The following is a 23,328-nucleotide window of genomic DNA, read 5'->3' as shown; positions in this document are numbered from 1 at the left end:
TTTTTTGCGCCTTATCACCCCAGCCTCACAAGGATAGCCATGGAAACCACCCGTCTTGGCCGCAGCGAACTGCAGGTTTCGCGTATCTGCCTGGGCACCATGACCTTCGGCGAGCAGAACACCGAAGCCGAAGGCCACAGCCAGCTCGACTACGCGGTGTCGCGCGGCATCAACTTCATCGACACCGCAGAGATGTACCCGGTCAAGCCGCGTGCCGAGACCTATGGCAGCACCGAGCGCATCGTCGGCACCTGGCTCAAGCGCCAGCAGCGTGAGCGCATCGTGCTGGCCACCAAGGTGGCGGGCCCGGCGCGCATGCCGTGGATCCGCAATGGCGGCGACCTGACCCCGGACAGCATCCGCGCGGCGGTGGACGCCTCGCTGGCGCGCCTGCAGACCGATTACATCGACCTGTACCAGATCCACTGGCCCGCTCGCAACGCGCCCATCTTCGGGCAAAAGCAGTTCGATCCGGCCAATGAACGCGAGTGCGCCTCGATCCAGGCGCAGCTCGAAGCCATGGGCGAGCTGGTGCGTGCGGGCAAGATCCGCTATGTCGGCGTGTCCAACGAAACGCCGTGGGGCGTGGCCGAGTTCGTCAAGCAGGCGGAGCTGCACGGCCTGCCGCGCATCGCCACCATCCAGAACCCGTACAACCTGCTCAACCGCAGCTTCGAACAGGGCCTGGACGAGGCGTGCTTTCGCACCGACGTGAGCCTGCTGGTATACAGCCCGCTGGCCTTTGGCCAGCTCACCGGCAAGTACCTCGGCGGCGACCTCGCCCACCCCGTGTTTGACGCGCAGGCCAAGGGGCGCCTGACCCGCTTCCCGCCCGACTGGAGCCCGCGCTACCTGCGCCCGGAAAGCCTGGCCGCGGCCGCCCGCTATGTGACGCTGGCACGCGAGCACGGCCTCTCGCCGGCAACGCTGGCGCTGGCCTGGAGCTACTCGCGCTGGTTCGCGGCGAGCACCATCGTCGGCGCCACCTCGCTGGAACAACTGCGCGAGAACATCGATGCCTGGCAAACGCCGCTGCCCGAGGCGGTAACCACGGCCATTGCCCGCATCCACGCCGAAATCCACAATCCGGCGCAGTAACGCTTGCGCGTTCCAGGCACCAGCGACGGTGCGCCGCCCGGCGCCGCCCATGGCGTGCTCCGGGCCTGCCGTTTTCCCCTACTGACGCGCTGGAACAGGGCAAAACAGGGCAAAACAGGGCAAATTCCGCCTCGAAAATGGTATCCTCGCAGGCTTATCGCCGTCGTATCCGCTGTACAAGAGCGTCCTCCAGCCTGCCGCCTGGTGTATCGCCCACACAACGGACCGGCCGGTTGGCGCAGCGCGCCGCCGGGCAAGACGGCGGACCAGTTCTTATCGAGAACGAAACGCGGCTCATCACCCAGAACCCATATCCGGGGGAGATTAAAAATTATGAAGTGTCTCAAGACATCGACCAAGACCATCCTGGGCAGCGCCGTCGCCCTCGCGCTGCTGTACGGTGGTGCCGTGCAGGCCCAGACCGTCAAGGTGCTCTCGATCGTCGACCATCCCGCGCTGGACGCCATCCGCGATGGCGTGCGCGACGAGCTGAAGACCGCCGGCTTTGACGCCGACAAGAACCTGAAGTGGGAATACCAGAGCGCCCAGGGCAATACCGGCACGGCCGCGCAGATCGCCCGCAAGTTCGTTGGCGACCAGCCCAATGTGATCGTGGCCATCGCCACGCCGTCGGCCCAGGCCGTGGTGGCCGCCACCAAGTCGGTGCCGGTGGTGTACTCCGGCGTGACTGATCCGGTCGCCGCCCAGCTGGTCAAGAGCTGGAGCGCATCGGGCACCAATGTGACCGGCGTGTCGGACAAGCTGCCGCTGGAGCGCCAGGTTGCCCTGATCAAGCGCGTGGTGCCCAAGGCCAAGACGGTCGGCATGGTCTACAACCCCGGTGAAGCCAACTCGGTGGTGGTGGTCAAGGAGCTGAAGGCGATGCTGGCCAAGGAAGGCATGACGCTGAAGGAAGCCGCCGCACCGCGCACGGTCGACATCGGCGCCGCCGCCAAGAGCCTGATCGGCAAGGTCGATGTGATCTACACCAACACCGACAACAACGTGGTGTCGGCGTACGAGGCCCTGGTCAAGGTCGCCAACGAGTCGAAGATCCCGCTGGTGGCTGCCGATACCGACAGCGTCAAGCGTGGCGCCATTGCCGCGCTGGGCATCAACTACGGCGACCTCGGCCATCAGACCGGCAAGGTGGTGGTGCGTATCCTGAAGGGCGAGAAGCCCGGCGCGATCGCTTCGGAAACCAGCGACAAGCTGGAGCTGTTCGTGAACACCGGCGCGGCCGAGAAGCAAGGCGTGACGCTGTCGCCCGAGCTGATCAAGGAAGCGAAGACCGTCATCAAGTAATCACGGCACGCTGACCCTGCGCGTTCGCGCGCAGGTGGCTCTATCCGGGCCCGCCCCCGGAAACGCCTGCGCCGCGCCGCCTGACCCGGGCAGCGCGCCAGGCGTTTTCAGATTCGGCCTCCCGTGCCGGACACAAGCAACTGGATTTCCCCCATGTCCCTCTTTTCCCTGCTGGGCGCCCTGGAGATCGGCCTGATCTTCAGCCTCGTCGCCCTGGGGGTGCTGATCTCCTTCCGCATCCTCAATTTTCCCGATCTGACCGTCGATGGCAGCTTCCCGCTGGGTGGCGCCGTGGCGGCCACGCTGATCGCCTCGGGCCAGGATCCGTTCATCGCCACCGCGCTGGCGATTGTTGCGGGCGCCTTTGCCGGCTTCGTCACCGGCTGGCTCAACGTGCGCCTCAAGATCATGGACCTGCTGGCCAGTATCCTGATGATGATCGCGCTGTACTCGATCAACCTGCGCATCATGGGCAAGCCCAATGTGCCGCTGATCACCGAGTCGACCATCTTCACCATCCTGCAGCCGGACTGGCTGCCCGACTACATGCTGCGCCCCGCGCTGCTGCTGATCGTGGTGGTCGTGGCCAAGCTTGGCCTGGACTGGTTCTTCTCCTCGCAGCTCGGCCTGGCCATGCGAGCCACCGGCGCCAATCCGCGCATGGCGCGCTCCCAGGGCATCGCCACCGGTCGCGCCACGCTGGCGGGCATGGCGCTGTCCAACGGCCTGGTGGCCCTCGCGGGCGCGCTGTTCGCGCAGACCCAGGGCGGCTCCGATATCTCCATGGGCATCGGCACCATCGTGATCGGCCTGGCCGCGGTGATCATCGGCGAGAGCATCCTGCCAGCGCGCCGGCTGGTGTACACCACGCTGGCCGTGGTGCTGGGCGCCATCCTCTACCGCTTCTTCATTGCGCTGGCCCTGAACAGCGAGTTCATCGGCCTCAAGGCACAGGACCTGAACCTGGTCACTGCCGTACTGGTGACCGGTGCCCTGGTGTTGCCCGGGACCCGCAAGAAGCTGTTCGGCCGCAAGAACGGAGGTGCCTGAGATGCTGCGCGCACAAGACCTGAAACTCACCTTCAATCCCGGCACCCCGATCGAGACGCGCGCGCTGCGCGGCCTCAGCCTGGATATCCCGACGGGCCAGTTCGTTGCCGTGATCGGCTCCAACGGCGCCGGTAAATCCACCTTCCTCAATGCCATCAGCGGCGATCAGATGGTGGACACCGGCCGCATCACGATCGACGACGTCGACGTCACGCGCAAGCCGGCCTGGGACCGTGCCCCGTTGGTGGCGCGCGTCTTCCAGGACCCGATGGCGGGCACCTGCGAGGCACTGACGATCGAAGAAAACATGGCGCTGGCCATGGCGCGCGGCAGCCGCCGGGGCTTTCGCGCAGCGCTGAACAAGCCCTCGCGCGAGCTATTCCGCGACAAGCTGCGCCTGCTCAACCTCGGCCTGGAAAACCGCCTGACCGACCGCATCGGCCTGTTGTCGGGCGGCCAGCGCCAGGCCGTGAGCTTGCTAATGGCCTCGCTGCAGCCCTCGCGCATCCTGCTGCTGGACGAGCACACCGCCGCGCTGGACCCGAAGACCGCCGCCTTCGTGCTGGAGCTGACCGCCAAGATCGTGGAGGAAGCCAAGCTCACCACGATGATGGTCACGCACAGCATGCGCCAGGCGCTGGACTACGGACAACGCACCGTGATGCTGCACCAGGGCCAGGTGGTGCTGGACGTGTCGGGCGACCAGCGCGCCGGACTGGACGTGCCGGACCTGCTGCGCATGTTCGAGCAGACGCGGCATGAGCAGCTGGATGATGATGCCCTGCTGCTGGGCTGAGCCTCGCGCTTCGTTCGCTTAGCCACGCACCCATGCAAAAGGCCCCCGCTTGAGCGGGGGCCTTTTGCATTCGGGCACGGCATGTGGCTGCTCAGGCTGTGGCCGCCTTGTCCAGCCAGCGCTTGAGCTGGTCGGTGACGGCGGTGCTCGAGAACGAGCAGCTATCCTGCGCAAATACCGCCGCCATCTCCAGCCGGCGCAGCAGCTCTTCCATCGCCTGCCCGAACATCGGCGGCAGCACCAGGCCGGGAGCTGCCTCGCGCCAGCTGCGCACCAGGCCATCGGCCGCGAGCTGGCCGCCGATGTGTTGTTCAAGTGCGGCGCGCATGGTTGCCAGCGCCGGTGCATTGTTCGTAGTCGTGGCCATCAACGCGCCCTCCTTTCTTTGTAAAGTTCGCGGAACGTGCGTCCGCTCGGTGCCGGCAGGTCGCGGGTCTCGGTCCACCCACGGCCCGCCATCGGCAAGCTGGCAATCAGCTTGCTGCTGCCGCCCATGCGCGAGAGCAAGCGCGCGCCGACGCGGGTGGCGAAGGCATATAGCCCCGGGCGGCGCGCCACGTAGCCCCACACTTGCAGCCCGAGCCGCTCCTGCCAGGGACGCAGGCCACGCTCCATCTGCTTCTCGCGCAGCTTGCGCAGCAGGTCCGACAGCGGGATCGAAGCCGGGCACACGCGGTTGCATTCTCCGCACAGCGTGGCAGCCTGCGGCAGGTCCAGCGCGTTGGCGATGCCGACATAGCTCGGCGTCAGCACGCTGCCCATCGGGCCCGGGTAGACCCAGCCATAGGCATGGCCGCCGATCTTCTGGTACACCGGGCAATGGTTCATGCAAGCGCCGCAGCGGATGCAGCGCAGCATGTCCTGGAAGTCGCCGCCGATCAGGCCGCTGCGCCCGCCGTCGACCAGCACGAAATACATATGCTCCGGGCCGTCGCGCTCGCCCTCGGCGCGCGGGCCGGTCAGCAGCGAAAAGTAGTTCGAGATGGCCTGGCCGGTGGCCGAGCGCGGCAGCAGCCGCATCACGGTAGCCAGGTCTTCCAGCGTCGGCAGCACCTTCTCGATGCCGGTCACGGCCACGTGCACGCGCGGCATCACCGTGCACATGCCTTCGTTGCCTTCATTGGTCACCACCGCCACCGAGCCTGTTTCGGCAATGATGAAATTGCCGCCGGTCACGCCCATGTCGGCCGACAGAAATTCCGGCCGCAGCACTTCACGCGCCTCGCGCGTCATCTCCGAGATATCGGTCAGGCGCGGTTTGTGGTGGACCTTGGCGAAGAGATCGGCGATCTCTTCCTTGTCCTTGTGCACTACCGGAGCGATGATGTGCGACGGCGGTTCGGCATCGTTGATCTGCAGGATGTATTCGCCCAGATCCGTCTCGATGCTCTGCACGCCCATCTCGCCCAGCACCTGGTTCAGGCGCATTTCCTCGGTCACCATCGATTTGCTCTTGATGACCTTCTTCACCCCGTGCTTGTGCGCAATCTCGGCTACCAGCCGCGCGGCGTCGGCCGTGGTCTCGGCAAACAGCACGGTGGCGCCGCGGCGCGTGGCGTTTTCCTCGAAGGTGGCGAGCCAGACGTCGAGGTTCTGCAGCGCGCGGTCGCGGCGCTCCTTGAGTGCCTCGCGGGTGGCATCGAAGTCGATGTCGCGGATGGCGTCGGCGCGCGCCGTGACGAATTTGGTGGAGAGCTTCTTGAGGTTCTGCTGCAGGCGCTGGTCGGCCAGCTTCTGGCCCGCGCGCGCTTTGAATTCCATGCTGCGAACTTGCATAGCGGAGATCTCGCTAAGGTTTGTTTTTCAGCTGGCCGGGATCAGGCATCACCGGCGAGCACTTGCGCGATATGCAGTACCTGGGTGCGCGTGTCGCCGGTCCTGCGCAGGCGCCCCTCGATATTGAGCATGCAGCCGAGGTCGCCCAGCACCACGGCATCGGCGCCGCTGGCCTTGATGTTGGCGCACTTCTCATCGACGATGGCCGTGGAGATATTGCCGTACTTGACCGAGAAGGTGCCGCCGAATCCGCAGCAAGCCTCGCAGTCCTTCATCTCGCTCAGCTGCACACCGGGCAATTGCGCCAGGAGAGCGCGGGGCTGGCTCTTGACGCCCAGTTCGCGCAAGCCGGAGCAAGAGTCATGGTAGGTAATGCGGCCCGTGAACTTTGAATCGAACTCGCCCAGCTTGGCCACGTTGACCAGGAAATCGGTCAGCTCGAACACGCGGGAGCGCAGGCCTTCGTAGCGGCCATTCAACTCGGGATCGTCGCCGAGCAGGTCCGCATAGTGGTGCAGCACCATGCCGCCGCAGGATCCGGACGGAATCACCACGTAGTCGAACATTTCGAACTCGCGCAGGAATTTTTCCGCCAGATCGCGCGATGCCGTGCGCTCGCCCGAATTGTAGGCAGGTTGCCCGCAACAGGTCTGGGCTTCGGGCACCATCACCTCGAAGCCAGCCTTCTCCAGCAACTTGAGCACCGAGAAGCCGATTTCCGGACGCATGAGGTCCACCAGGCAGGTGGCGAACAGACCAACTCGCATTGTTTCCCTTTTCCAGACCCCGAAACCCCGCAATTATGCGCCCTTGCGCACCGGCCAGCATACAAAAGCGTGCACGGCAGGGGTGAATTCGCCGCATTTTTGCATGCCTTTTTCGACACATTCGCCATCGGCAAAATCAGAAGATTCTTTCGGCAATGCCATTTCACCTATTGAAATTTTCACAATGCGAGATAGAATCAGGCAACCGCTTAATTTGCCGCACGGCAACATTTCCCCATGGCAGAAGCAGACAAAGCCCCCGGCAAGACGTCCATCCAGGTCATCGAACGCATGATGACCCTGCTGGATGCGCTCGCCCAGCACGCTGATCCGGTCAGCCTCAAGGAGCTGTCGCTGACCACCGGGCTGCACCCTTCCACCGCGCACCGCATCCTCAATGACATGGTGGCCTGCCGCTTTGTGGACCGCTCCGATCCGGGCAGCTACCGGCTTGGCATGCGGCTGCTGGAGCTCGGCAACCTGGTCAAGGCCCGGCTGTCGGTACGCGACGCCGCGCTGGCACCGATGCGGGCCCTGCACCGCGTGACGGGCCAGACGGTGAACCTGTCGGTGCGGCAAGGCGACGAGATCGTCTACATCGAGCGTGCCTATAGCGAGCGCTCCGGCATGCAGGTGGTGCGCGCCATTGGCGGCCGCGCCCCGCTGCACCTGACTTCGGTCGGCAAGCTGTTTCTGGCCGCCGATGAAGTGGCGCGCGTTCGCAACTACGCCACCCGCACCGGGCTAGCCGGCCACACCCGCACCTCAATCACCGACCTGATCAAGCTCGAGCGCGAACTCAACTGGGTGCGCACCAACGGCTATGCGCGCGACAACGAAGAGCTGGAACTCGGCGTGCGTTGCATCGCCGCCGGCATCTACGACGACTCGCGCCGTCTGGTGGCCGGATTGTCGCTTTCGGCCCCGGCCGACCGCCTGCAGGACAGCTGGCTGCAAAACCTGAAGGACACCGCGTTGCAGATCTCGCGCGGCATGGGCTACGCGACTGACGTCGCAGCCTGAACACGGCGGGGTGGACGGCGCGGGGAGCCACGCGCCCTTCGCGCCGAACCCTTACCTCGCCCGCCTCCCCTTCTCCTTCCCCTCTTTCCCTCTCGCATAGCCACAATCGAAAATTAGGTATATACCCTTAGTTTTCAGATAACCTGAATAGCTATATCCTGCTGGGCATGCGGACCAAAGCCATTACCCTCACCGAACAGGTAACCCAGCAGTTGCGCGCCGAGATCGCCGGCGGTACCTACCCCGTTGGCGCCCGGCTGCCGACCGGCAAGCAGCTTGCCGAGCAATACGGTGTGAGCCCCGCCGTCATCCGCGAGGTGACCGAGCACCTGCGCTCCCAAGGCCTGGTCGAAAGCCGCCAGGGCGTGGGCAGCACGGTGCGCTCGCGCGTGGGCAATGCCGGCTTCCAGCTGCCGCAGGAGATCGGCATCGATCGCGACGAACTGGCCAGCATCTACGAGCTGCGGCTCGACCTGGAGAGCGCCGCCGCCGCGCTGGCGGCGCTGCGGCGCACCGCGCAGGATGTCGCCGGCATGCAGGCGCTGCTGGACCGGCTCGCGGCGCAATTGCACGACCCGCACCACAGCGCTGAGGCAGACACCGCATTCCATGTGGCGATCGCCACCGCCACCCACAACAAGTACTACCTGCAGCTTCTGCAGTACCTGAACCTGCAGTTGCACCAGGCCGTGCATGTGGCGCGGCTCAATACCCGCCAGCAGGAAGGCCTGTCCGAACGGGTCCACCAGGAACACCTGGCCATCTTTCACGCGATCCGCGCCGGCGACCCTGAACAAGCACGCGCCGCGGCGGTAGCCCACCTGCGCGGCGCGGCGGCACGCCTGGGCCTCCAACTGGCAGCGCGCGGCGAGCCCCTCACCAGCGGCCAAGAGCCCTCTCATTCCGCGGCCTGAAGCCGCATTGCCACTCCGGATAGACCCATCATGCAAAACTCAGCTTTCCTGCCCCGCCTGATCGAAGCGCTAGGCGCCGACGTGGTCGCCACCGAGCCAGACCAGGTTGCGCCGTGGCTCGCCGACTGGCGCGGCCTTTACCGTGGCAATGCGCAAGCCGTGGTGCGCCCGCGCTCGGTGGATGAAGTGGCACGTTGCCTGGCCTTGTGCCAGCAGGCCGCGGTCCCGGTGGTGCCGCGTGGTGGCAACACCGGCCTGTGCGGCGGTGCCGCGCCGGACAGCAGCCCCGCCAACGTGGTGCTGAGCATGGACCGCATGAACGCGATCCGCTCGATCGATACCATCGCCAACACGCTCGTCGCCGAGGCGGGCTGCATCCTGGGCAACCTGCGGCGCGCCGCGCAGGAGGCGCATCGCCTGCTGCCGCTCAGCCTGGCGGCCGAGGACTCCTGCCAGATCGGCGGCAATCTCGCGACCAACGCGGGCGGGGTCAATGTGGTGCGCTACGGCATGACCCGCGAGCTGGTGCTGGGCGTGGAAGCCGTGCTGCCCAACGGCGAGATCTTTCACGGCCTGCGCGCCTTGCGCAAGGACAACACCGGCTACGACCTCAAGCAATTGCTGATCGGCTCCGAAGGCACGCTGGGCGTCATTACCGCGGCAGCGCTGCGCCTGTTTCCGCGCACCGACGCACGCTCGGTGGTGCTTGCGGCAGTAGCCTCCCCGCAGCAGGCGCTGGAGCTCTTCGAGCTGCTCTTCGCGCAGTGCGGCGCTCGCCTGCAAGCCTTCGAATTCTTCACCGGCGATTGCGTCGACCTCGTGCTCAAGCACGCGGAAGGCGTGCAGGAGCCCTTCAGCCAACGCTATCCCGCCTATGTGCTGGTGGAACTGGCCGACACCACCGACGAAGCCGCCCTCAACGTGCTGCTGGAGCGCGTGATTGGCGAGGCGCTGGAGCGCGAGCTGTGCCTGGACGCCGCCGTCTCTGCGTCGCTGTCGCAACTGCAAAGCCTGTGGAAGCTGCGCGAGGAAATCTCCGAGGCCCAGCGCGCCGACGGGCCGCACCTGAAGCACGATGTGTCGCTGCCGATCGAGCAGATCCCGGCCTTCATGGTGTCGATGGAGGCGCGCCTCAAGGCCATCAGCCCCAGCATCCGCCCGTTTATCTTCGGGCATTTCGGCGACGGCAACCTGCACTACAACCTGTCGCGCCCCGCGGGCGCGGAGCGCGACTGGACCGCGCAGCATGGCAAGGCGCTGACCGCCGAAGTGCTGGATGAAGTGGCGCGCTACGGCGGCAGCATCAGCGCCGAGCATGGCATCGGCCAGCTCAAGCGCGATGATTTCCTGCGCCTCAAGGACCCACTCGAGCTGCGCATGATGCAGGGCATCAAGCAGCTGCTGGATCCGGCCGGCATCATGAATCCGGGCAAGCTGCTCTAAGCGCGCCGCCCAGGCTCCAAGGAAAAACGCGCCGGTGACGGCGCGTTTTTTTGACTTCAAGCAGCAGGCGGCCAGATCACTCCGGCGCCGCCATCAGATGCCGCGAGGCTGCTGGGCGGTCAGGATTGCCTGAGGGCTAGTGGGGCTGCCAGGCCCCTGCGTCAGGTTTGGGGACGTCGGAAAAGGGCGGCCAGGCCCGGTCTGCACGTGTTCCAGCCAGTCCTTGACGCGATTGGCATCGGCAAAGCGGGACAGCTTGCCAACGGAATCCAGGAACACCATCACCACATTGCGGCCATTTACACGTGCCTGCATCACCAGGCACTGGCCAGCCTCGGAGATAAAGCCTGTTTTCTGCAGGCCGATCTCCCAGTTGCCGCCGCGAACCAAACGGTTGGTGCTGACGTAGTGCTGGGTGCGGCCCAGTACATTGACCTCATGCTCGGTCTGCGTCGAAAACTCGCGGATGGTGGGGTTGCGGTACGCCGCGTTGACCATGCGCACGAGGTCCATCGCGCTCGATACATTGCTGCTCGACAAGCCGTTCGAATCGACAAAGTGGCTGTCGTTCATACCGAGCTCGCGTGCCTTGCGGTTCATGGCTTGCACAAAGGCCGGCAGGCCGCCCGGGTAGCTGCGGCCCAACACCGATGCCGCACGATTCTCCGAGGACATCAGCGCCAGCAGGAGCGCCTCCTGACGGGAGAGCTGCGCGCCAAAGCGCAGGCGCGAACTGCTGTGCTTTTCGTTGTCGCGGTCTTCCTCGGTGATGGTGAGCACCTCGTCCATCGGCTGGCGCGCGTCCATCACAACCAGGGCGGTCATCAGCTTGGTGATCGAGGCGATCGGCAGGACCGCGGCGGCGTTCTTCTGGAACAGCACTTCGTTGGAGTTCTGATCCATCACCAGCGCCACGCTGGAGCGCAGTGCGAGCGCGTCTTCGGTGTCACGCAGGCCGAGCGCCTCGCCCAGCGAGGGTTTCGCGGGGATGAATGCCGCACGAACCGGTACCGCCTGGCGCTGCGCCACCACGGTGCGCTTACCGTTTTTCAGTACCACGACCTTGCGCGTAGTGGCGCGCTCGGCCTTGCCGCTGGTCGCGACCTGCTTGGATTTCGCGGATTTAGAGGGGGAATTTGCCGATTTTTTTTCGGACTTGGCGACTTTTGCCGACTTTTTGCTGGTTTTAGCGGTGTCCGACGTTTTCGTCGCGGCATCGGCCACAGGGGCGGCCAGCATGGAAACGGTCAACAGCACAGAGGCCGCAACCGAAGTAAGAGGGGTAGAGCCGAAGAATCGCAAAAATAGGGGGGAATCAGACCGGAACATGATTCATTCAGCGCGCARCTAGGATKGCGCCAGTTTAGGAAAAAAAGAAATTGTTAGCAAGATTAAAGACTTACGAAGGCTCTTTAAAGTTCGATTTGCAAACAATTCCACATTACGGCAAATGCGGGGCACACATCACATGACACGTGCATTAAGACCGACGTCGACTGTGGTAATTCCACACTGTTTCATCTTTCTCACCCGCCCATCGGGTTGCCCCGAGCCAACATGCAGCGAGCGGCGACGGCACAAAGCGGGCCTTCGCCGCCGACAACTTCTTAAGATAAGAAACGCGCGAACCCGCTTACCGGTTCACGCTCAGTACTAAGGGTATTCTCTATGGCGGCGGGGTCAGCATGGCCCAGGGCCATGCCGCACACCACCATTTCATCCGCCGGCAAGCGCAAGTGATTGCCGATGACCGCGTGGAACTGAGTGAACGCCGCCTGCGGACAGGTATCCAGCCCGCGCGCCCGCGCCGCCACCATGATGCTTTGCAGGAACATGCCGTAGTCCAGCCAGCTGCCCAGCTCCAGGATGCGGTCGATCGTGAAGATCATGCCCACCGGGGCACCGAAGAACGTGAAGTTGCGCGAGTGCTGCGCATGCATGCGCGCCTTGTCCTCGCGGCTGATCTGCAGCAGGCTGTACAGGTCCCAACCTACCTTGCGGCGGCGGTCAATGTACGGCGCCACCCACTCGCGTGGATAGTAGGGATACTCCTCGCGATACTTGCTGTCGCGCTGCGGATCGTCGTAAGCGGCCAGCACGTCCGCCGACAGCTTCACCTTGGCATCGCCAGTCAGCACATAGACCCGCCATGGCTGGGCGTTGGTGCCCGACGGCGCCCGGCTGGCCACGGCCAGGATCTCGTTGACCACGTCGCGCGGCACCGGCGTATCGAGAAACGCGCGCACCGAGCGGCGCGTGATGATGGCCTGATCGATCAGGGCGGCGCCCCGTTTCTGCAGCGAATCCATGGTTTTTAACTCCTCTGCGCGGGCCTGATCATGCACCGGCATCCGCGGGTTCGCACACCAGGGCCTGCAGCGCATCGCGCAGCGCGGGCGGTAGCGGCACCGGGCGGCGCGTGGCGCGATTCACATAGACATGAACGAAATGGCCCTGCGCCGCAGCTACGTCTTCGTCGTTACGGAACAGGCCCACTTCGTAGCGCACGCTCGAATTGCCCAGCCGCGCCACGCGCAGCCCCGCCACCACCGTGTCGGGAAAACACAGCGCGGCAAAATAATTGCATTGCGTCTCGATCACCAGCCCGATGGTGTCGCCGGACTCGATGTCCAGCACGCCCCCCCGGATCAGGTAGGTGTTCACCACGGTATCGAAATAACTGTAGTAGATGACGTTGTTGACGTGGCCATAGACGTCGTTATCCATCCAGCGCGTGGTGATGGGCTGGAAATGGCGATAGGCGCTGCGGGTGTCTGCGGTCGGGTTCATCGAAAAGCGCGAAAAGGGAAAATTAGCGGCGGATCACCAGCGCAACGCCACCGGCGGCCAGGGCCATGCCAAGCGCGGCCAGCGGCGGGAAGCTCTCGCCGAACAGCAGCCACGCCATGGCGGCGGTGGTCGGCGGGGTGAGATACATGAGGCTGGATACCTTGGTGGCCGCGCCTTGGCGGATCAATAGGAACAACAGCGAGATGGCCCCGATGGACAACGCGACAACCGACCAGGCGAGCGCGCCAACCATCTCGGCATTCCACTCAACGTGACGGGTTTCGGTGAGGAACATGAACGGCAGGCAGGCCAGCGCCGCCGCCGCGAACTGGATCACCGAGCCCATGCGCAGGTCGAACATCGGGCAATGGCGTTTCTGGTACAGCGTGCCGAAGGTGATCGAGAACAAGGCGCCCACCGCCAGCAGCAGGCTTGGCGCGGACAGCCCGCTGGCCGACAGTTTGTTTGCCACCACCAGGCCCACGCCAAGGATGCCGAGCAGCAACCCCAGCCACTGGCGCCGCCCGATGGTCTCACCCATGCGCGAGGCCGCCAGCGCGGTCAGGATCGGCTGCATGCCGACGATCAGCGCGGAGACGCCCGCCGGCATGCCGAGCTTGACCGCTGCCCACACGCCACCCAGGTAGCCCGCCTGCAGGAACAGCCCAGCCAGCGCGATGTGCCCGACCATGCGCCAGTCGGTCGCCCCGGCGCGCTGCGGCAGCGGGACGCGCGCCATCAACACGAAGGGCACCATCAGCACCAGCACACCGACAAAGCGCAGAAACAGGAAGGTCATCGGCTCCGCGTGCGGCATGCCGTACTTGGCTACGATGAATCCCGTGCTCCAGATCACGACGAACAGCCACGGCATGGCGGCCATCCACAAGGTGCCGCGTGCCGCGTGGGCCTGGCTGGTTGCACTCATCCTTGTGCCTTCTCCGTATCGCCGGTGGGCAGGATCGCACCGGCGGCGTCCGGCTTGTCGCGCCGGGCATAGCGTTCGTGATATTGCGCGGCGAGCGCGATGGTCTGCGCATGCACCGCGACGGTATTCTCGATCTGGTTGCCGTAGCCGCCGGCCATGGCCACGGCAATGGGCAGACCGCGCTCCAGGGCCGCGTCAAACACCAGGCAGTCGCGCCGGGCCAGCCCGGCCAGCGTCAGTTTCAGGCGTCCAAGCCGGTCGCCCTCATGCGGATCGGCGCCGGCTAGATAAATGATCAGGTCGGGAGCGAAACGCGCGAACAGCGTATCGAGTGCGCCCTGCAGCGCTTGGGCGTAAGCCTCATCGTCGCAGCCATCGGGCAGGCCTACGTCGAGATCGCTGGCCTCCTTGCGGAAGGGATAGTTTTTCTCGCCATGCAAGGACAGCGTGAAGACGAAGGGATCGTCACGCAGGATGGAGGCGGTGCCGTTGCCCTGGTGCACGTCGAGGTCGACCACGGCCACGCGCGCCACCCGGCCGTCGCCACGCAATTGGCGCGCGGCGATGGCCGCGTCGTTGAAAACGCAGAAGCCACCGCCCTTATCGGCATAGGCGTGGTGCGTGCCGCCAGCCAGGTTGACCGAGATGCCCTCACGCAGCGCTACGCGGCAGGCCTCGATGGTGGCACCAGCGGAGCGCCGCGAGCGCTCGACCATGGCGTCGGACCACGGAAAGCCGATCTCGCGCTGGCGCGCCGGGTCCAGTTCGCCCCGGGAGACGCTCGCGACATATTCAGGGGTGTGCGCCAACAGCAAGGCATCGTCCCCGGCCCGCGGCGCCTCGACCAGCACCAGCCCCGGCACGCCGCGCTCGACCGTCTCCCGCAACATGCTGTATTTGCGCATCGGGAAGCGGTGGCCCTCAGGTAGGGGCAGGACAAAATGATCGGCGTAAAAAGCGAGCATGAGGGCAAACATAGGCGGGCGGCCGGTCGCGGCAACTTGGCCGTGGTGCATCGGCCGGCGGGTTGCGCCCTTGGGAGACAGCGATTCCGGCAGACCGCGATGGTAGCACTGTGCTGGCTCCAGGGTGCGCGGCCCCTCCCGCCCCTCCTCCTCGCAAGGTGCCGGGCGTGGCAAGCCTGCCGATGCTACGCAGCCAAAATGTGGCAGTGCACCGACTTCAACAACACTTATTTGTGCATTGCACAAGAAGCCCTTGACACCGTTTTTCTTTTCCCTACAATTGGAATTGTTGCGGCGCACCATCGATTTTGCAGAGCAAGCGGAGCGCGCCGATAACCCCCTTACGCCTGGGGCTGGCTGACGAGAAAACAGGTTTTACCTTGATTTCGTCATGGCTTTGACATCTGGGCGGCCTAATTTTGCATGACCTTGAACTTCATTATTGGAGACCAGCATGAGCTTCACCCCGGAACAAGTCGCCGCAGCGCAAAAAGCCAACCTCGAAACCCTGTTTGGCCTGACCACCAAAGCTTTTGAAGGCATCGAAAAGCTGGTCGAGCTGAACCTGCAAGTCGTCAAGGCCACGTTCGCTGAAAACGTGGACAACGCCAAGAAGGCCCTCTCGGCCAAGGACGCCCAGGAATTCCTGGCCCTCCAGACCTCGCTGGTCCAGCCGGTTGCCGAAAAGGCCCTGGCCTACAGCCGCCACGTGTACGAAATCGCCTCGGAAACCCAGGCTGAATTCACCAAGGTCGCCGAAGCCCAACTGGCCGAGAACTCGAAGAAGGTGCAAACCCTGGTCGAGAACCTCGCCAAGAACGCCCCGGCCGGCTCCGAGTCGACCGTTGCCATCGTGAAGTCCGCGATCAGCGCCGCCAACAACGCTTACGAGTCGGTCCAGAAGGCCACCAAGCAAGCTGTTGAAATCGCTGAGACCAACTTCCAGGCAGCCGCCAGCGCCGCCACCAAGGCCGCACAGCAAGCCAGCGCCACGGCTCGCACCGCGACCAAGAAGGCCACCACCGCCGCCTAATCCGCGACGGCAGGAAACGGACCGGCTTCGGCCGGTTCGTTGGCAAAGCGCGCCTGGCATGGCCAGCGCATTTTGCCAACGAAGGCAGCACGGAAGGCTACGCAAGCCGCCCTGCCCTCCTACGGAGTCTCCTCGGTATCTGGTTTCCATGTATTCCAATATCGATTCATTCCCGGCCATGCGCCGGGATTTTTTTGCCCGCGACACATTGGCAAGCAGGCACTCGGACACACGGATACACGCCCTCCCCGCTGCAGGCAAGCCTTGGCCGGCGTAGCCGCAAGCGTATGCGGCAAAAAATCTGGCGGTTAATTGCGAATCAAGACGTAAAAAGGCCCGCCATACGGCGGGCCTCACTCGAGTCGCTAACGTCCGGTGCTTAGCGCTTGCGCGGCGGCGGGACGTCGGTGCAGACACCTTCGTAGATCTCGGCTGCCATGCCGATGGATTCGCCCAGCGTCGGGTGCGGGTGGATGGTCTTGCCGATATCCACTGCATCGGCACCCATCTCGACTGCCAGGCAGACTTCACTGATCAGGTCGCCGGCATGCATGCCAACGATGCCCCCGCCGATGATCCGGTGGGTTTCCTCGTCGAAGATCAGCTTGGTAAAGCCTTCGTCGCGGCCGTTGGCAATGGCACGGCCGGAAGCTGCCCACGGGAACACGCTTTTGCTGTACTTGATCCCCTGCGCCTTGCACTGGTCTTCGGTCACGCCGGCCCAGGCCACTTCCGGATCGGTGTAGGCCACCGACGGAATCTGCTTGACGTCAAAGTAGGCCTTCTCGCCGTGCGCGGCTTCCGCTGCCACGTGCGCTTCGTGCACCGCCTTGTGGGCCAGCATGGGCTGGCCGACGATGTCGCCGATAGCGAAGATGTGCGGCACATTGGTGCGCATCTGCTTGTCGACGTCGATAAAGCCGCGATCCGTGACCGCCACGCCCGCCTTCTCCGCGCCGATGCGCTTGCCGTTGGGCACGCGGCCCACCGACACCAGCACCAGGTCGTAGCGTTGCGGCTCGGCCGGCGCCTGCTCGCCTTCGAACTTGACGTAGATGCCGTCCGGCTTCGCTTCCACGCCGACCGTCTTGGTCTTGAGCATGACCTTGTCGAAGCGCTTCTTGTTCATCTTGTCCCAGACCTTGACCAGGTCGCGGTCGGCGCCCTGCATCAGGCCATCGAGCATTTCCACCACGTCGATGCTGGCGCCCAGCGTGCTGTACACCGTGGCCATTTCTAGCCCGATGATGCCGCCGCCGATGACCAGCATCTTGTTGGGCACTTCCGGCAGTTCCAGCGCGCCGGTGGAGTCCACGATGCGCGGGTCCTCGGGGATGAACGGCAACTTGACCGCCTGGCTGCCGGCGGCGATGACGGCTTTTTCGAAGCGGATCACAGTCTTCTTGCCCGTCGTCGCCTTGGCGTCACCTTCGGTTTCCTGCACCTCGAGGTGATGCGGGTCGAGGAAGGTGCCGATGCCGCGCACGACCTGTACCTTGCGGGCCTTGGCCATGCCGGCCAAGCCGCCGGTCAGCTTGCCGACCACGGTTTCCTTGTAGTGGCGCAGCCCGTCGAGGTCGATCTTGGCCTCGCCGAACAGGATGCCGTGGGCCGCCAGGGCCTTGGCTTCGTCGATCACGGCGGCGTTGTGCAGCAGCGCCTTGGAGGGGATGCAGCCCACGTTCAGGCAGACGCCGCCAAGCGTGCTGTAGCGTTCGACCAGCACGGTGTTCATGCCAAGATCGGCGCTGCGGAAGGCAGCCGAGTAGCCACCAGGGCCGGCGCCGAGCACCAGCATGTCGCAGGTAATATCCGCGCTGCCCGCATGCGCGGCGGCCACGGGAGCCGGAGCCGCGGCAGGCGCGGATACCTGCGCAGGCGCGGGTGCAGGGACCGGCGCGGCCGCCGGCTTGGCCGCGGCTTCGCTCTCCAGCGTGCAGATGACGGCGCCCTTGGCGACCTTGTCGCCCACCTTGATACGCACCTCCACCACCTTGCCGGCCGCGGACGACGGCACATCCATGCTGGCCTTGTCGGACTCGAGCACGATCAGCGATTGCTCCTGCTCGACCGTATCGCCAGCCTTGACCAGCACCTCGATGACTTCCACCGCGTCGAAATCGCCGATATCCGGCACCTGGACTTCGATCACACTCATGTTTTGCTCCTCAAGAACGCACTCCGCTTCAGATGCGGGGCGCGCCATCGTTATTGGTTGCTCCGTCGCCAGCCATGTCAGCCAGTTGCACCACCTGCACCTCGACCGGGCCTGCCGAACTCTTGTCGAACTCCACCCCTGCGTCCACCCCGATGCGCGCAATCTCGCGGGCGGCGAGGCCCGGCTGGTCGTAGACCGCGTGCATGGCGCCCAACGCGTAGTTGCGCCCCGAGCCAATGCCCCAGAAGCGATCGAACGAGAAGACTTCGCGGTACGAATACACGCCGAAAATGCCGGCCGGATTGGCAATCAGGCAGACGATCTGCGAGGACTCGTAAGGATCGTCCTCGTCCTCCTTGGTGTTGATGAAATACTCGKTCTTGAGTTTTTCATGCACCTTGAGGAAGGTCCGGAAGACGTCATCGCGCGAACCCAGCCGGCAATCCTCGCCCAGCCCGGCCAACAGGCTGCGCATGACCGGGAAGTGCGCGGTGGTGCCGGCAAGCGCCACGAAGCTGTCACCCACCGGGAACACCTTCTGGTTGCGCTCGTAGGCGCGCGTGAGCCGGGTGTCGCCAAACGTCACCAGCGCGTCGGCGGCAATCGCCACTTCGCCGGCCTTCTTGACGACAACGCAGGTAGTCATGGGCTCGCTTCCTGTTTGCAGGTTGCAGACGTTGCAGGTAAGGGCGCGCATGGCCGCGAGGCCGGGCGCGCCCTGCCCGCCTTACAGCAGGATGCGGCGGAAATCGGCCAGCAACTGACCGAAATAGGTGTTGAAGCGAGCCGCTTCCGCACCGTCGATGACGCGGTGATCCCACGACAGCGACAGCGGCAGCGTCAGGCGTGGCACGAACTGCTTACCATCCCACACCGGCTTCTGGTACGACTTGCACACGCCCATGATGGCCACTTCCGGCGCGTTGATGATCGGCGTGAAATACGTGCCGCCGATGCCGCCCAGCGAGGAGATCGAGAAGCAGCCGCCTTGCATCTGGTCCGGCTTGAGCTTGCCGTCGCGCGCCAGCTTGGCCAGTTCGTTCATTTCCTGGCCGATCTCGATCACGCCCTTCTTGTCGGCGTTCTTGATCACCGGCACAACCAGGCCGTTCGGCGTGTCAGCGGCGAAACCGATGTTGAAATACTGCTTCAGCACCAGGTTCTCGCCATCGAGCGAAGCGTTGAAGTTCGGGAATTTCTTCAGCGCGGCGACGGTGGCCTTGATCATGAAGGCCAGCATGGTGACCTTGACGCCTTGCTTCTCGTATTCCTTGTTGAGCTGCACGCGGAAGGCTTCCAGCTCGGTGATGTCGGCCTCGTCGTGATTGGTGACGTGGGGAATCATCACCCAGTTGCGATGCAGGTTCGCGCCCGAGAGCTTCTTGATGCGCGACAGCGGCTTGCTTTCGACCTCGCCGAAACGGGTGAAATCCACCTTCGGCCACGGCAGCAGGTTCAGCTCGCCACCACCAGCCGGGGCGGCGGCTGCCTTTGCCGGGGCGGCGGCATGACCGCTCATCACGCCCTTGACGTAGGCCTGCACGTCGTCCTGGGTGATCCGTCCCTTGGGGCCGGTGCCCGGCACGCGCGACACATCCACACCCAGTTCGCGCGCGAACTTGCGCACGGAGGGGCTGGCATGGGCAGCGGTGCCGGTCACGCCGGCCACCGGAGCAGCCGCGGCGGGCGCGGCCGCAGGGACCGGGGCCGGGGCGCTGGCTACAGGTGCGGGAGCCGGAGCGGCAGCGGCAGCCGGGGCAGCAGCGGCAGGCGCGCCGGCCGGCGCACCGGCGGCGCCTTCGAGAATCAGGATCAGCGTGCCTTCGGCGACGTTGTCACCGACCTTGATCCGGACTTCCTTAACCACGCCGGCCGCCGGCGACGGCACGTCCATGGTGGCCTTGTCGGACTCCAGCGTTACCAGCGCGTCTTCGGCGTTGATGGTGTCGCCCGGCTTGACGTGGACTTCGATCACCGGGACCGAGTCGTAGTCGCCGATATCCGGCACCTTGACCTCAACCGGGCCGGCGGCCGGCGCGGGAGCGCTGGCTGCCGCCGGGGCCGGGGCCGGAGCCGGCATCGGGGCGGGGGCCGGCACGGCGGCTGCAGGAGCCGGTGCGGCCGCGGCCGGGGCGGGCGCGGTGGCCGCCTGGCCGGCGGGCTCCAGCATCACCAGCACGGTGCCTTCGGCGACGTTGTCGCCAATCTTGATCCTGACTTCCTTGACGGTGCCGCCCTGGGGCGAAGGCACGTCCATCGTGGCCTTGTCCGATTCCAGCGTCACCAGCGCGTCTTCCGCGTTGATGGTGTCGCCCGGTTTCACGTGCACTTCGATGACGGGAACGGCGTCGTAATCGCCGATATCCGGCACCTTGATTTCAATCGCTTGACTCATTCAGTGTCTCCTGGGCAGGCCGGCGCGCACGACAAACACGAGCGTGTGAGGTTACCCTCACCGCCGTGATCTGTCACGCCGCCGCGCCGCAGGGCGCCGGGAATCAGCCCGGCGCCCGCGCACGCGGCGTTGCCGCTCCTGCGGGGGTTCGTGCAGTCGGCCTGCTTAGACCGACATCGGGTTCGGCTTGTTGGGGTCGAGGTTGTACTTCTTGATGGCTTCGGCCACCTTGTCGCGACCGATGGCACCTTCGTCAGCCAGCGCCTTCAGTGCAGCCAGCGTCACCCAGTGACGGTCCACCTCGAAGAAGTGACGCAGCTTCTCGCGGGTGTCCGAGCGGCCAAAACCATCGGTGCCCAGCACCACGAAACGGCGCGGCACGAAGGGACGGATCTGGTCGACAAAGGCGCGCACGTAATCGGTCGAGGCGATCACCGGGCCGCGCACCGACTTGAGGCTCTTGGTCACGTGCGACTCGCGTTGCGGCTCGGTCGGGTGCAGCAGGTTCCAACGCTCCACGTCGTGGCCTTCGCGGGCCAGTTCGGTAAAGCTCGGGCAACCCCACAGGTCCGACTCCACGCCCCAGTCCTTCTTGAGCAGGTCGGCAGCGGCGATCACCTCGCGGAAGATCGTGCCCGAACCCAGCAGCTGCACGCGCGGCGCATTGCTGTTTTCCACGCCCTTCTTGAACTGGTACATGCCCTTGACGATGTCGCCCTCTACGCCAGCCGGCATTTCCGGATGCTCGTAGTTCTCGTTCATCACCGTCAGGTAGTAGTAGACGTCTTCCTGCTCGGCGTACATGCGGCGCAGGCCGTCCTGCATGATCACCGCCAGCTCGTACTGGAAGGTCGGGTCATACGAGATGCAGTTCGGGATCACGGCATGGAACACATGCGAGTGGCCGTCTTCGTGCTGCAGGCCTTCGCCGTTGAGCGTGGTGCGGCCCGAGGTGCCGCCCAGCAGGAAGCCGCGCGAGCGCATGTCGGCGGCCGCCCAGCACAGGTCGCCGATACGCTGGATGCCGAACATCGAGTAATAGATGTAGAACGGGATCATCTGGATGCCGTGCGTCGAGTACGACGTGGCGGCGGCGATCCAGTCGCACATGGCGCCGGCTTCATTGATGCCTTCCTGCAGCACCTGGCCAGTCTGCGATTCCTTGTAGAACATCAGCTGATCGTGGTCTTCCGGCACGTACTTCTGGCCTTGCTGGTTCCAGATGCCGATCTGGCGAAACAGGCCTTCCATGCCGAAGGTGCGCGACTCGTCGGGCACGATGGGCACCACGTGCTTGCCGATCTGCTTGTCCTTGAGCAGCGTGTTCAGGATCCGTACGAAGGCCATGGTGGTGGACACTTCACGGCCTTCGCTGGTGGCCTTGAGCAGCGCGTCGAAGGCGGATAGCTCAGGCACCTTCAGGGCTTCTGCCTTCTGGCGGCGGGCCGGCAGGTAGCCGCCCAGGTCCATGCGGCGGGCGCGCATGTATTCCAGTTCCTTCGAGCCTTCCTCGAAGGTGATGTACGGCACTTCCTCGATCTTGTCGTCGGAGACCGGGATGTTGAACTGGTCGCGGAAGCGGCGGATCGCGTCCACCGGCATCTTCTTTTGCTGGTGGCTGATGTTCATGGCCTGGCCGGCGTCGCCCATGCCATAGCCCTTGATGGTCTTGGCCAGGATCAGCGTGGGCTGGCCCTTATGCTCGTTGGCGGCGCTGTAGGCGGCATAGATCTTGTGCGGGTCATGGCCGCCGCGGTTCAGGCGCCAGATGTCCTCGTCGGACCAGTCGGCCACCATCGCCTTGAGCTCAGGGGTATTGAAGAAATGCTCGCGCACGTAGGCGCCATCCTTGGCCTTGAAGGTCTGGTACTCGCCGTCCACGCAATCCATCATGCGCTTCATCAGCAGGCCCTTGTGGTCGCGTGCCAGCAGCTGATCCCAGCGGCTGCCCCACACCACCTTGATCACGTTCCAGCCGGCGCCGCGGAACTCGGATTCGAGTTCCTGGATGATCTTGCCGTTGCCGCGCACCGGACCATCCAGGCGCTGCAGGTTGCAGTTGATCACGAACACCAGGTTGTCCAGCTTCTCGCGCCCGGCCATGCCGATCGCGCCCAGCGATTCCGGCTCGTCGGTCTCGCCGTCGCCCAGGAACGCCCAGACCTTGCGGCCTTCGGTCTGCACCAGGCCGCGGCTGTGCAGGTACTTCATGAAGCGGGCCTGGTAGATGGCCATGATCGGGCCCAGGCCCATCGACACCGTCGGGAACTGCCAGAAGTCCGGCATCAGCCACGGGTGCGGGTAGGACGAGATGCCCTTGCCGTCGACTTCCTGGCGGAAGCTGTCGAGTTGTTCCGTGCTCAGGCGGCCGAGCAGGAAGGCGCGCGAATACACGCCCGGGGCCGAGTGGCCCTGCACGAACACCAGGTCGCCGCCGTGTTTCTCGGACGGGGCGTGCCAGAAGTGGTTGTAGCCGACGTCATACAGCGTGGCTGCCGAGGCAAACGAGGAAATATGGCCGCCAACGTTGGTGTGCTTGTTGGCGCGCAGCACCATCGCCATGGCGTTCCAGCGGGTGTACGAGCGGATGCGGTGCTCGATGTCCTGGTCGCCGGGAATGCGGGCCTGCTGCTCCACCGGAATGGTGTTGATGTACTGCGTTTCAGCGTGGAACGGCTGGGTGACGCCGTTCACGCGTGCGTATTCGATCTGCTTGTCGATCAGGAAGGCGGCCCTGTCGGTGCCTTCGGCGGCGATCACGCCCTGCAGGGCATCAAGCCACTCGTGGGTTTCCTGGGGATCGGCGTCGTTGGCGCTGCTTGCGCCGAGGATCTGCTCTGGTACAGCTGACATGACTGTCTCCTGGTGAATTCCTGCCTCGGTGCCC

Annotated in this window: 21 protein-coding genes; 8 read left to right on the top strand and 13 right to left on the bottom strand. The window is 64.9% G+C overall.

Going from position 1 to position 23,328, the window contains the following annotated elements; translation table 11 throughout:
* Window positions 1-39 precede the first annotated feature (39 nt).
* From AC1DQR_RS14815 to AC1DQR_RS14800, 4 genes are all read left to right on the top strand, one after another.
* Complete coding sequence (locus AC1DQR_RS14815; protein WP_416048190.1) at window positions 40-1,098, top strand: aldo/keto reductase; 1,059 nt, start codon at window positions 40-42, stop codon at window positions 1,096-1,098.
* A 333-nt stretch (window positions 1,099-1,431) separates the two neighbouring features.
* Entirely contained in the window at window positions 1,432-2,403 is a 972-nt protein-coding gene (locus tag AC1DQR_RS14810; RefSeq protein WP_416048189.1) for an ABC transporter substrate-binding protein, read from the top strand.
* A 153-nt stretch (window positions 2,404-2,556) separates the two neighbouring features.
* Complete coding sequence (locus AC1DQR_RS14805) at window positions 2,557-3,453, top strand: ABC transporter permease (protein ID WP_150987764.1); 897 nt, start codon at window positions 2,557-2,559, stop codon at window positions 3,451-3,453.
* A gap of 1 nt (window position 3,454) precedes the next feature.
* Window positions 3,455-4,249: an ABC transporter ATP-binding protein gene (locus tag AC1DQR_RS14800; protein ID WP_150987767.1), complete on the top strand. Its 795-nt coding sequence runs from the start codon at window positions 3,455-3,457 to the stop codon at window positions 4,247-4,249.
* A 91-nt stretch (window positions 4,250-4,340) separates the two neighbouring features.
* On the opposite strand, the gene AC1DQR_RS14795 is transcribed toward AC1DQR_RS14800, so the two are convergent.
* From AC1DQR_RS14795 to AC1DQR_RS14780, 4 genes are read right to left on the bottom strand one after another with little or no spacing between them, the layout of a single operon-like run.
* Complete coding sequence (locus AC1DQR_RS14795) at window positions 4,341-4,616, bottom strand: hypothetical protein (RefSeq protein WP_043345256.1); 276 nt, start codon at window positions 4,614-4,616, stop codon at window positions 4,341-4,343.
* Window positions 4,616-6,025 carry a LutB/LldF family L-lactate oxidation iron-sulfur protein gene (locus AC1DQR_RS14790; protein WP_416048188.1) on the bottom strand — a complete coding sequence of 470 codons (1,410 nt, stop codon included), beginning with the start codon at window positions 6,023-6,025 and terminating at the stop codon, window positions 4,616-4,618. Before AC1DQR_RS14790 ends, AC1DQR_RS14795 begins: the two co-directional genes overlap by 1 nt.
* 41 nt (window positions 6,026-6,066) lie before the next feature.
* Window positions 6,067-6,792, bottom strand: coding sequence for a (Fe-S)-binding protein (locus tag AC1DQR_RS14785; RefSeq protein ID WP_150987773.1), 726 nt, complete (start codon window positions 6,790-6,792; stop codon window positions 6,067-6,069).
* 33 nt (window positions 6,793-6,825) lie between these two features.
* Window positions 6,826-6,954, bottom strand: a complete 129-nt coding sequence (locus tag AC1DQR_RS14780) for a hypothetical protein (protein WP_302564777.1) — start codon at window positions 6,952-6,954, stop codon at window positions 6,826-6,828.
* 75 nt (window positions 6,955-7,029) lie between these two features.
* Here AC1DQR_RS14780 and AC1DQR_RS14775 point away from each other — a divergent pair, with 75 nt between their 5' ends.
* The 3 genes from AC1DQR_RS14775 (at window position 7,030) to AC1DQR_RS14765 (ending at window position 10,172) form a co-directional block, all read left to right on the top strand.
* Entirely contained in the window at window positions 7,030-7,815 is a 786-nt protein-coding gene (locus AC1DQR_RS14775) for an IclR family transcriptional regulator (RefSeq protein ID WP_150987776.1), read from the top strand.
* Window positions 7,816-7,982: 167 nt separating this feature from the next.
* Window positions 7,983-8,729, top strand: coding sequence for a FadR/GntR family transcriptional regulator (locus AC1DQR_RS14770; protein WP_416048187.1), 747 nt, complete (start codon window positions 7,983-7,985; stop codon window positions 8,727-8,729).
* A gap of 30 nt (window positions 8,730-8,759) precedes the next feature.
* Window positions 8,760-10,172 carry an FAD-binding oxidoreductase gene (locus tag AC1DQR_RS14765; protein WP_416048186.1) on the top strand — a complete coding sequence of 471 codons (1,413 nt, stop codon included), beginning with the start codon at window positions 8,760-8,762 and terminating at the stop codon, window positions 10,170-10,172.
* A gap of 93 nt (window positions 10,173-10,265) precedes the next feature.
* On the opposite strand, the gene pbpG is transcribed toward AC1DQR_RS14765, so the two are convergent.
* From pbpG to AC1DQR_RS14740, 5 genes are all read right to left on the bottom strand, one after another.
* Window positions 10,266-11,501: a D-alanyl-D-alanine endopeptidase gene (gene pbpG / locus AC1DQR_RS14760; RefSeq protein ID WP_477133239.1), complete on the bottom strand. Its 1,236-nt coding sequence runs from the start codon at window positions 11,499-11,501 to the stop codon at window positions 10,266-10,268.
* 278 nt (window positions 11,502-11,779) lie between these two features.
* Window positions 11,780-12,481: a nitroreductase gene (locus tag AC1DQR_RS14755; RefSeq protein WP_416048184.1), complete on the bottom strand. Its 702-nt coding sequence runs from the start codon at window positions 12,479-12,481 to the stop codon at window positions 11,780-11,782.
* 28 nt (window positions 12,482-12,509) lie between these two features.
* Window positions 12,510-12,962 (bottom strand): acyl-CoA thioesterase, encoded by a 453-nt coding sequence (locus AC1DQR_RS14750; protein ID WP_477133238.1) that lies wholly within the window; start codon window positions 12,960-12,962, stop codon window positions 12,510-12,512.
* A 22-nt stretch (window positions 12,963-12,984) separates the two neighbouring features.
* The gene (locus AC1DQR_RS14745; protein ID WP_416048182.1) at window positions 12,985-13,890 is read right to left on the bottom strand and encodes a DMT family transporter; all 906 of its coding nucleotides are present in this window, start codon (window positions 13,888-13,890) and stop codon (window positions 12,985-12,987) included.
* A complete protein-coding gene (locus AC1DQR_RS14740; RefSeq protein ID WP_416048181.1) occupies window positions 13,887-14,855 on the bottom strand; it encodes a histone deacetylase family protein in 969 nt (322 codons plus the stop codon). The genes AC1DQR_RS14745 and AC1DQR_RS14740 overlap by 4 nt, the downstream gene beginning before the upstream one ends.
* Before the next feature lie 454 nt (window positions 14,856-15,309).
* Here AC1DQR_RS14740 and phaP1 point away from each other — a divergent pair, with 454 nt between their 5' ends.
* Complete coding sequence (gene phaP1, locus AC1DQR_RS14735) at window positions 15,310-15,888, top strand: TIGR01841 family phasin PhaP1 (RefSeq protein WP_150987801.1); 579 nt, start codon at window positions 15,310-15,312, stop codon at window positions 15,886-15,888.
* A 379-nt stretch (window positions 15,889-16,267) separates the two neighbouring features.
* Here phaP1 and lpdA read toward each other — a convergent pair whose 3' ends face one another.
* The 4 genes from lpdA to aceE all read right to left on the bottom strand — a co-directional run bounded on the left by lpdA (window position 16,268) and on the right by aceE (window position 23,294).
* Window positions 16,268-18,046, bottom strand: a complete 1,779-nt coding sequence (gene lpdA / locus AC1DQR_RS14730) for a dihydrolipoyl dehydrogenase (RefSeq protein WP_477133237.1) — start codon at window positions 18,044-18,046, stop codon at window positions 16,268-16,270.
* Between the two features lie 28 nt (window positions 18,047-18,074).
* The gene (locus AC1DQR_RS14725; protein ID WP_477133236.1) at window positions 18,075-18,692 is read right to left on the bottom strand and encodes an MFS transporter; all 618 of its coding nucleotides are present in this window, start codon (window positions 18,690-18,692) and stop codon (window positions 18,075-18,077) included.
* A gap of 81 nt (window positions 18,693-18,773) precedes the next feature.
* Window positions 18,774-20,441 (bottom strand): dihydrolipoyllysine-residue acetyltransferase, encoded by a 1,668-nt coding sequence (gene aceF, locus AC1DQR_RS14720; RefSeq protein WP_416048179.1) that lies wholly within the window; start codon window positions 20,439-20,441, stop codon window positions 18,774-18,776.
* A gap of 165 nt (window positions 20,442-20,606) precedes the next feature.
* Window positions 20,607-23,294 carry a pyruvate dehydrogenase (acetyl-transferring), homodimeric type gene (gene aceE / locus AC1DQR_RS14715; RefSeq protein WP_416048178.1) on the bottom strand — a complete coding sequence of 896 codons (2,688 nt, stop codon included), beginning with the start codon at window positions 23,292-23,294 and terminating at the stop codon, window positions 20,607-20,609.
* Window positions 23,295-23,328: the final 34 nt, after the last annotated feature.

This window comes from Cupriavidus sp. 05L411, assembly GCF_056398045.1.
This window is presented reverse-complemented; position numbering and strand designations above follow the sequence as displayed.

What these genes read in the sequence shown, in the direction of transcription:
- AC1DQR_RS14815 (WP_416048190.1), top strand. Translation starts at nt 40, where the DNA reads ATGGAAACCACCCGTCTTGGCCGCAGCGAACTGCAGGTTTCGCGTATC.
- AC1DQR_RS14810 (WP_416048189.1), top strand. Translation starts at nt 1,432, where the DNA reads ATGAAGTGTCTCAAGACATCGACCAAGACCATCCTGGGCAGCGCCGTC.
- AC1DQR_RS14805 (WP_150987764.1), top strand. Translation starts at nt 2,557, where the DNA reads ATGTCCCTCTTTTCCCTGCTGGGCGCCCTGGAGATCGGCCTGATCTTC.
- AC1DQR_RS14800 (WP_150987767.1), top strand. Translation starts at nt 3,455, where the DNA reads ATGCTGCGCGCACAAGACCTGAAACTCACCTTCAATCCCGGCACCCCG.
- AC1DQR_RS14795 (WP_043345256.1), bottom strand. Translation starts at nt 4,616, where the DNA reads ATGGCCACGACTACGAACAATGCACCGGCGCTGGCAACCATGCGCGCC.
- AC1DQR_RS14790 (WP_416048188.1), bottom strand. Translation starts at nt 6,025, where the DNA reads ATGCAAGTTCGCAGCATGGAATTCAAAGCGCGCGCGGGCCAGAAGCTG.
- AC1DQR_RS14785 (WP_150987773.1), bottom strand. Translation starts at nt 6,792, where the DNA reads ATGCGAGTTGGTCTGTTCGCCACCTGCCTGGTGGACCTCATGCGTCCG.
- AC1DQR_RS14780 (WP_302564777.1), bottom strand. Translation starts at nt 6,954, where the DNA reads ATGGCATTGCCGAAAGAATCTTCTGATTTTGCCGATGGCGAATGTGTC.
- AC1DQR_RS14775 (WP_150987776.1), top strand. Translation starts at nt 7,030, where the DNA reads ATGGCAGAAGCAGACAAAGCCCCCGGCAAGACGTCCATCCAGGTCATC.
- AC1DQR_RS14770 (WP_416048187.1), top strand. Translation starts at nt 7,983, where the DNA reads ATGCGGACCAAAGCCATTACCCTCACCGAACAGGTAACCCAGCAGTTG.
- AC1DQR_RS14765 (WP_416048186.1), top strand. Translation starts at nt 8,760, where the DNA reads ATGCAAAACTCAGCTTTCCTGCCCCGCCTGATCGAAGCGCTAGGCGCC.
- pbpG (WP_477133239.1), bottom strand. Translation starts at nt 11,501, where the DNA reads ATGTTCCGGTCTGATTCCCCCCTATTTTTGCGATTCTTCGGCTCTACC.
- AC1DQR_RS14755 (WP_416048184.1), bottom strand. Translation starts at nt 12,481, where the DNA reads ATGGATTCGCTGCAGAAACGGGGCGCCGCCCTGATCGATCAGGCCATC.
- AC1DQR_RS14750 (WP_477133238.1), bottom strand. Translation starts at nt 12,962, where the DNA reads ATGAACCCGACCGCAGACACCCGCAGCGCCTATCGCCATTTCCAGCCC.
- AC1DQR_RS14745 (WP_416048182.1), bottom strand. Translation starts at nt 13,890, where the DNA reads ATGAGTGCAACCAGCCAGGCCCACGCGGCACGCGGCACCTTGTGGATG.
- AC1DQR_RS14740 (WP_416048181.1), bottom strand. Translation starts at nt 14,855, where the DNA reads ATGCTCGCTTTTTACGCCGATCATTTTGTCCTGCCCCTACCTGAGGGC.
- phaP1 (WP_150987801.1), top strand. Translation starts at nt 15,310, where the DNA reads ATGAGCTTCACCCCGGAACAAGTCGCCGCAGCGCAAAAAGCCAACCTC.
- lpdA (WP_477133237.1), bottom strand. Translation starts at nt 18,046, where the DNA reads ATGAGTGTGATCGAAGTCCAGGTGCCGGATATCGGCGATTTCGACGCG.
- aceF (WP_416048179.1), bottom strand. Translation starts at nt 20,441, where the DNA reads ATGAGTCAAGCGATTGAAATCAAGGTGCCGGATATCGGCGATTACGAC.
- aceE (WP_416048178.1), bottom strand. Translation starts at nt 23,294, where the DNA reads ATGTCAGCTGTACCAGAGCAGATCCTCGGCGCAAGCAGCGCCAACGAC.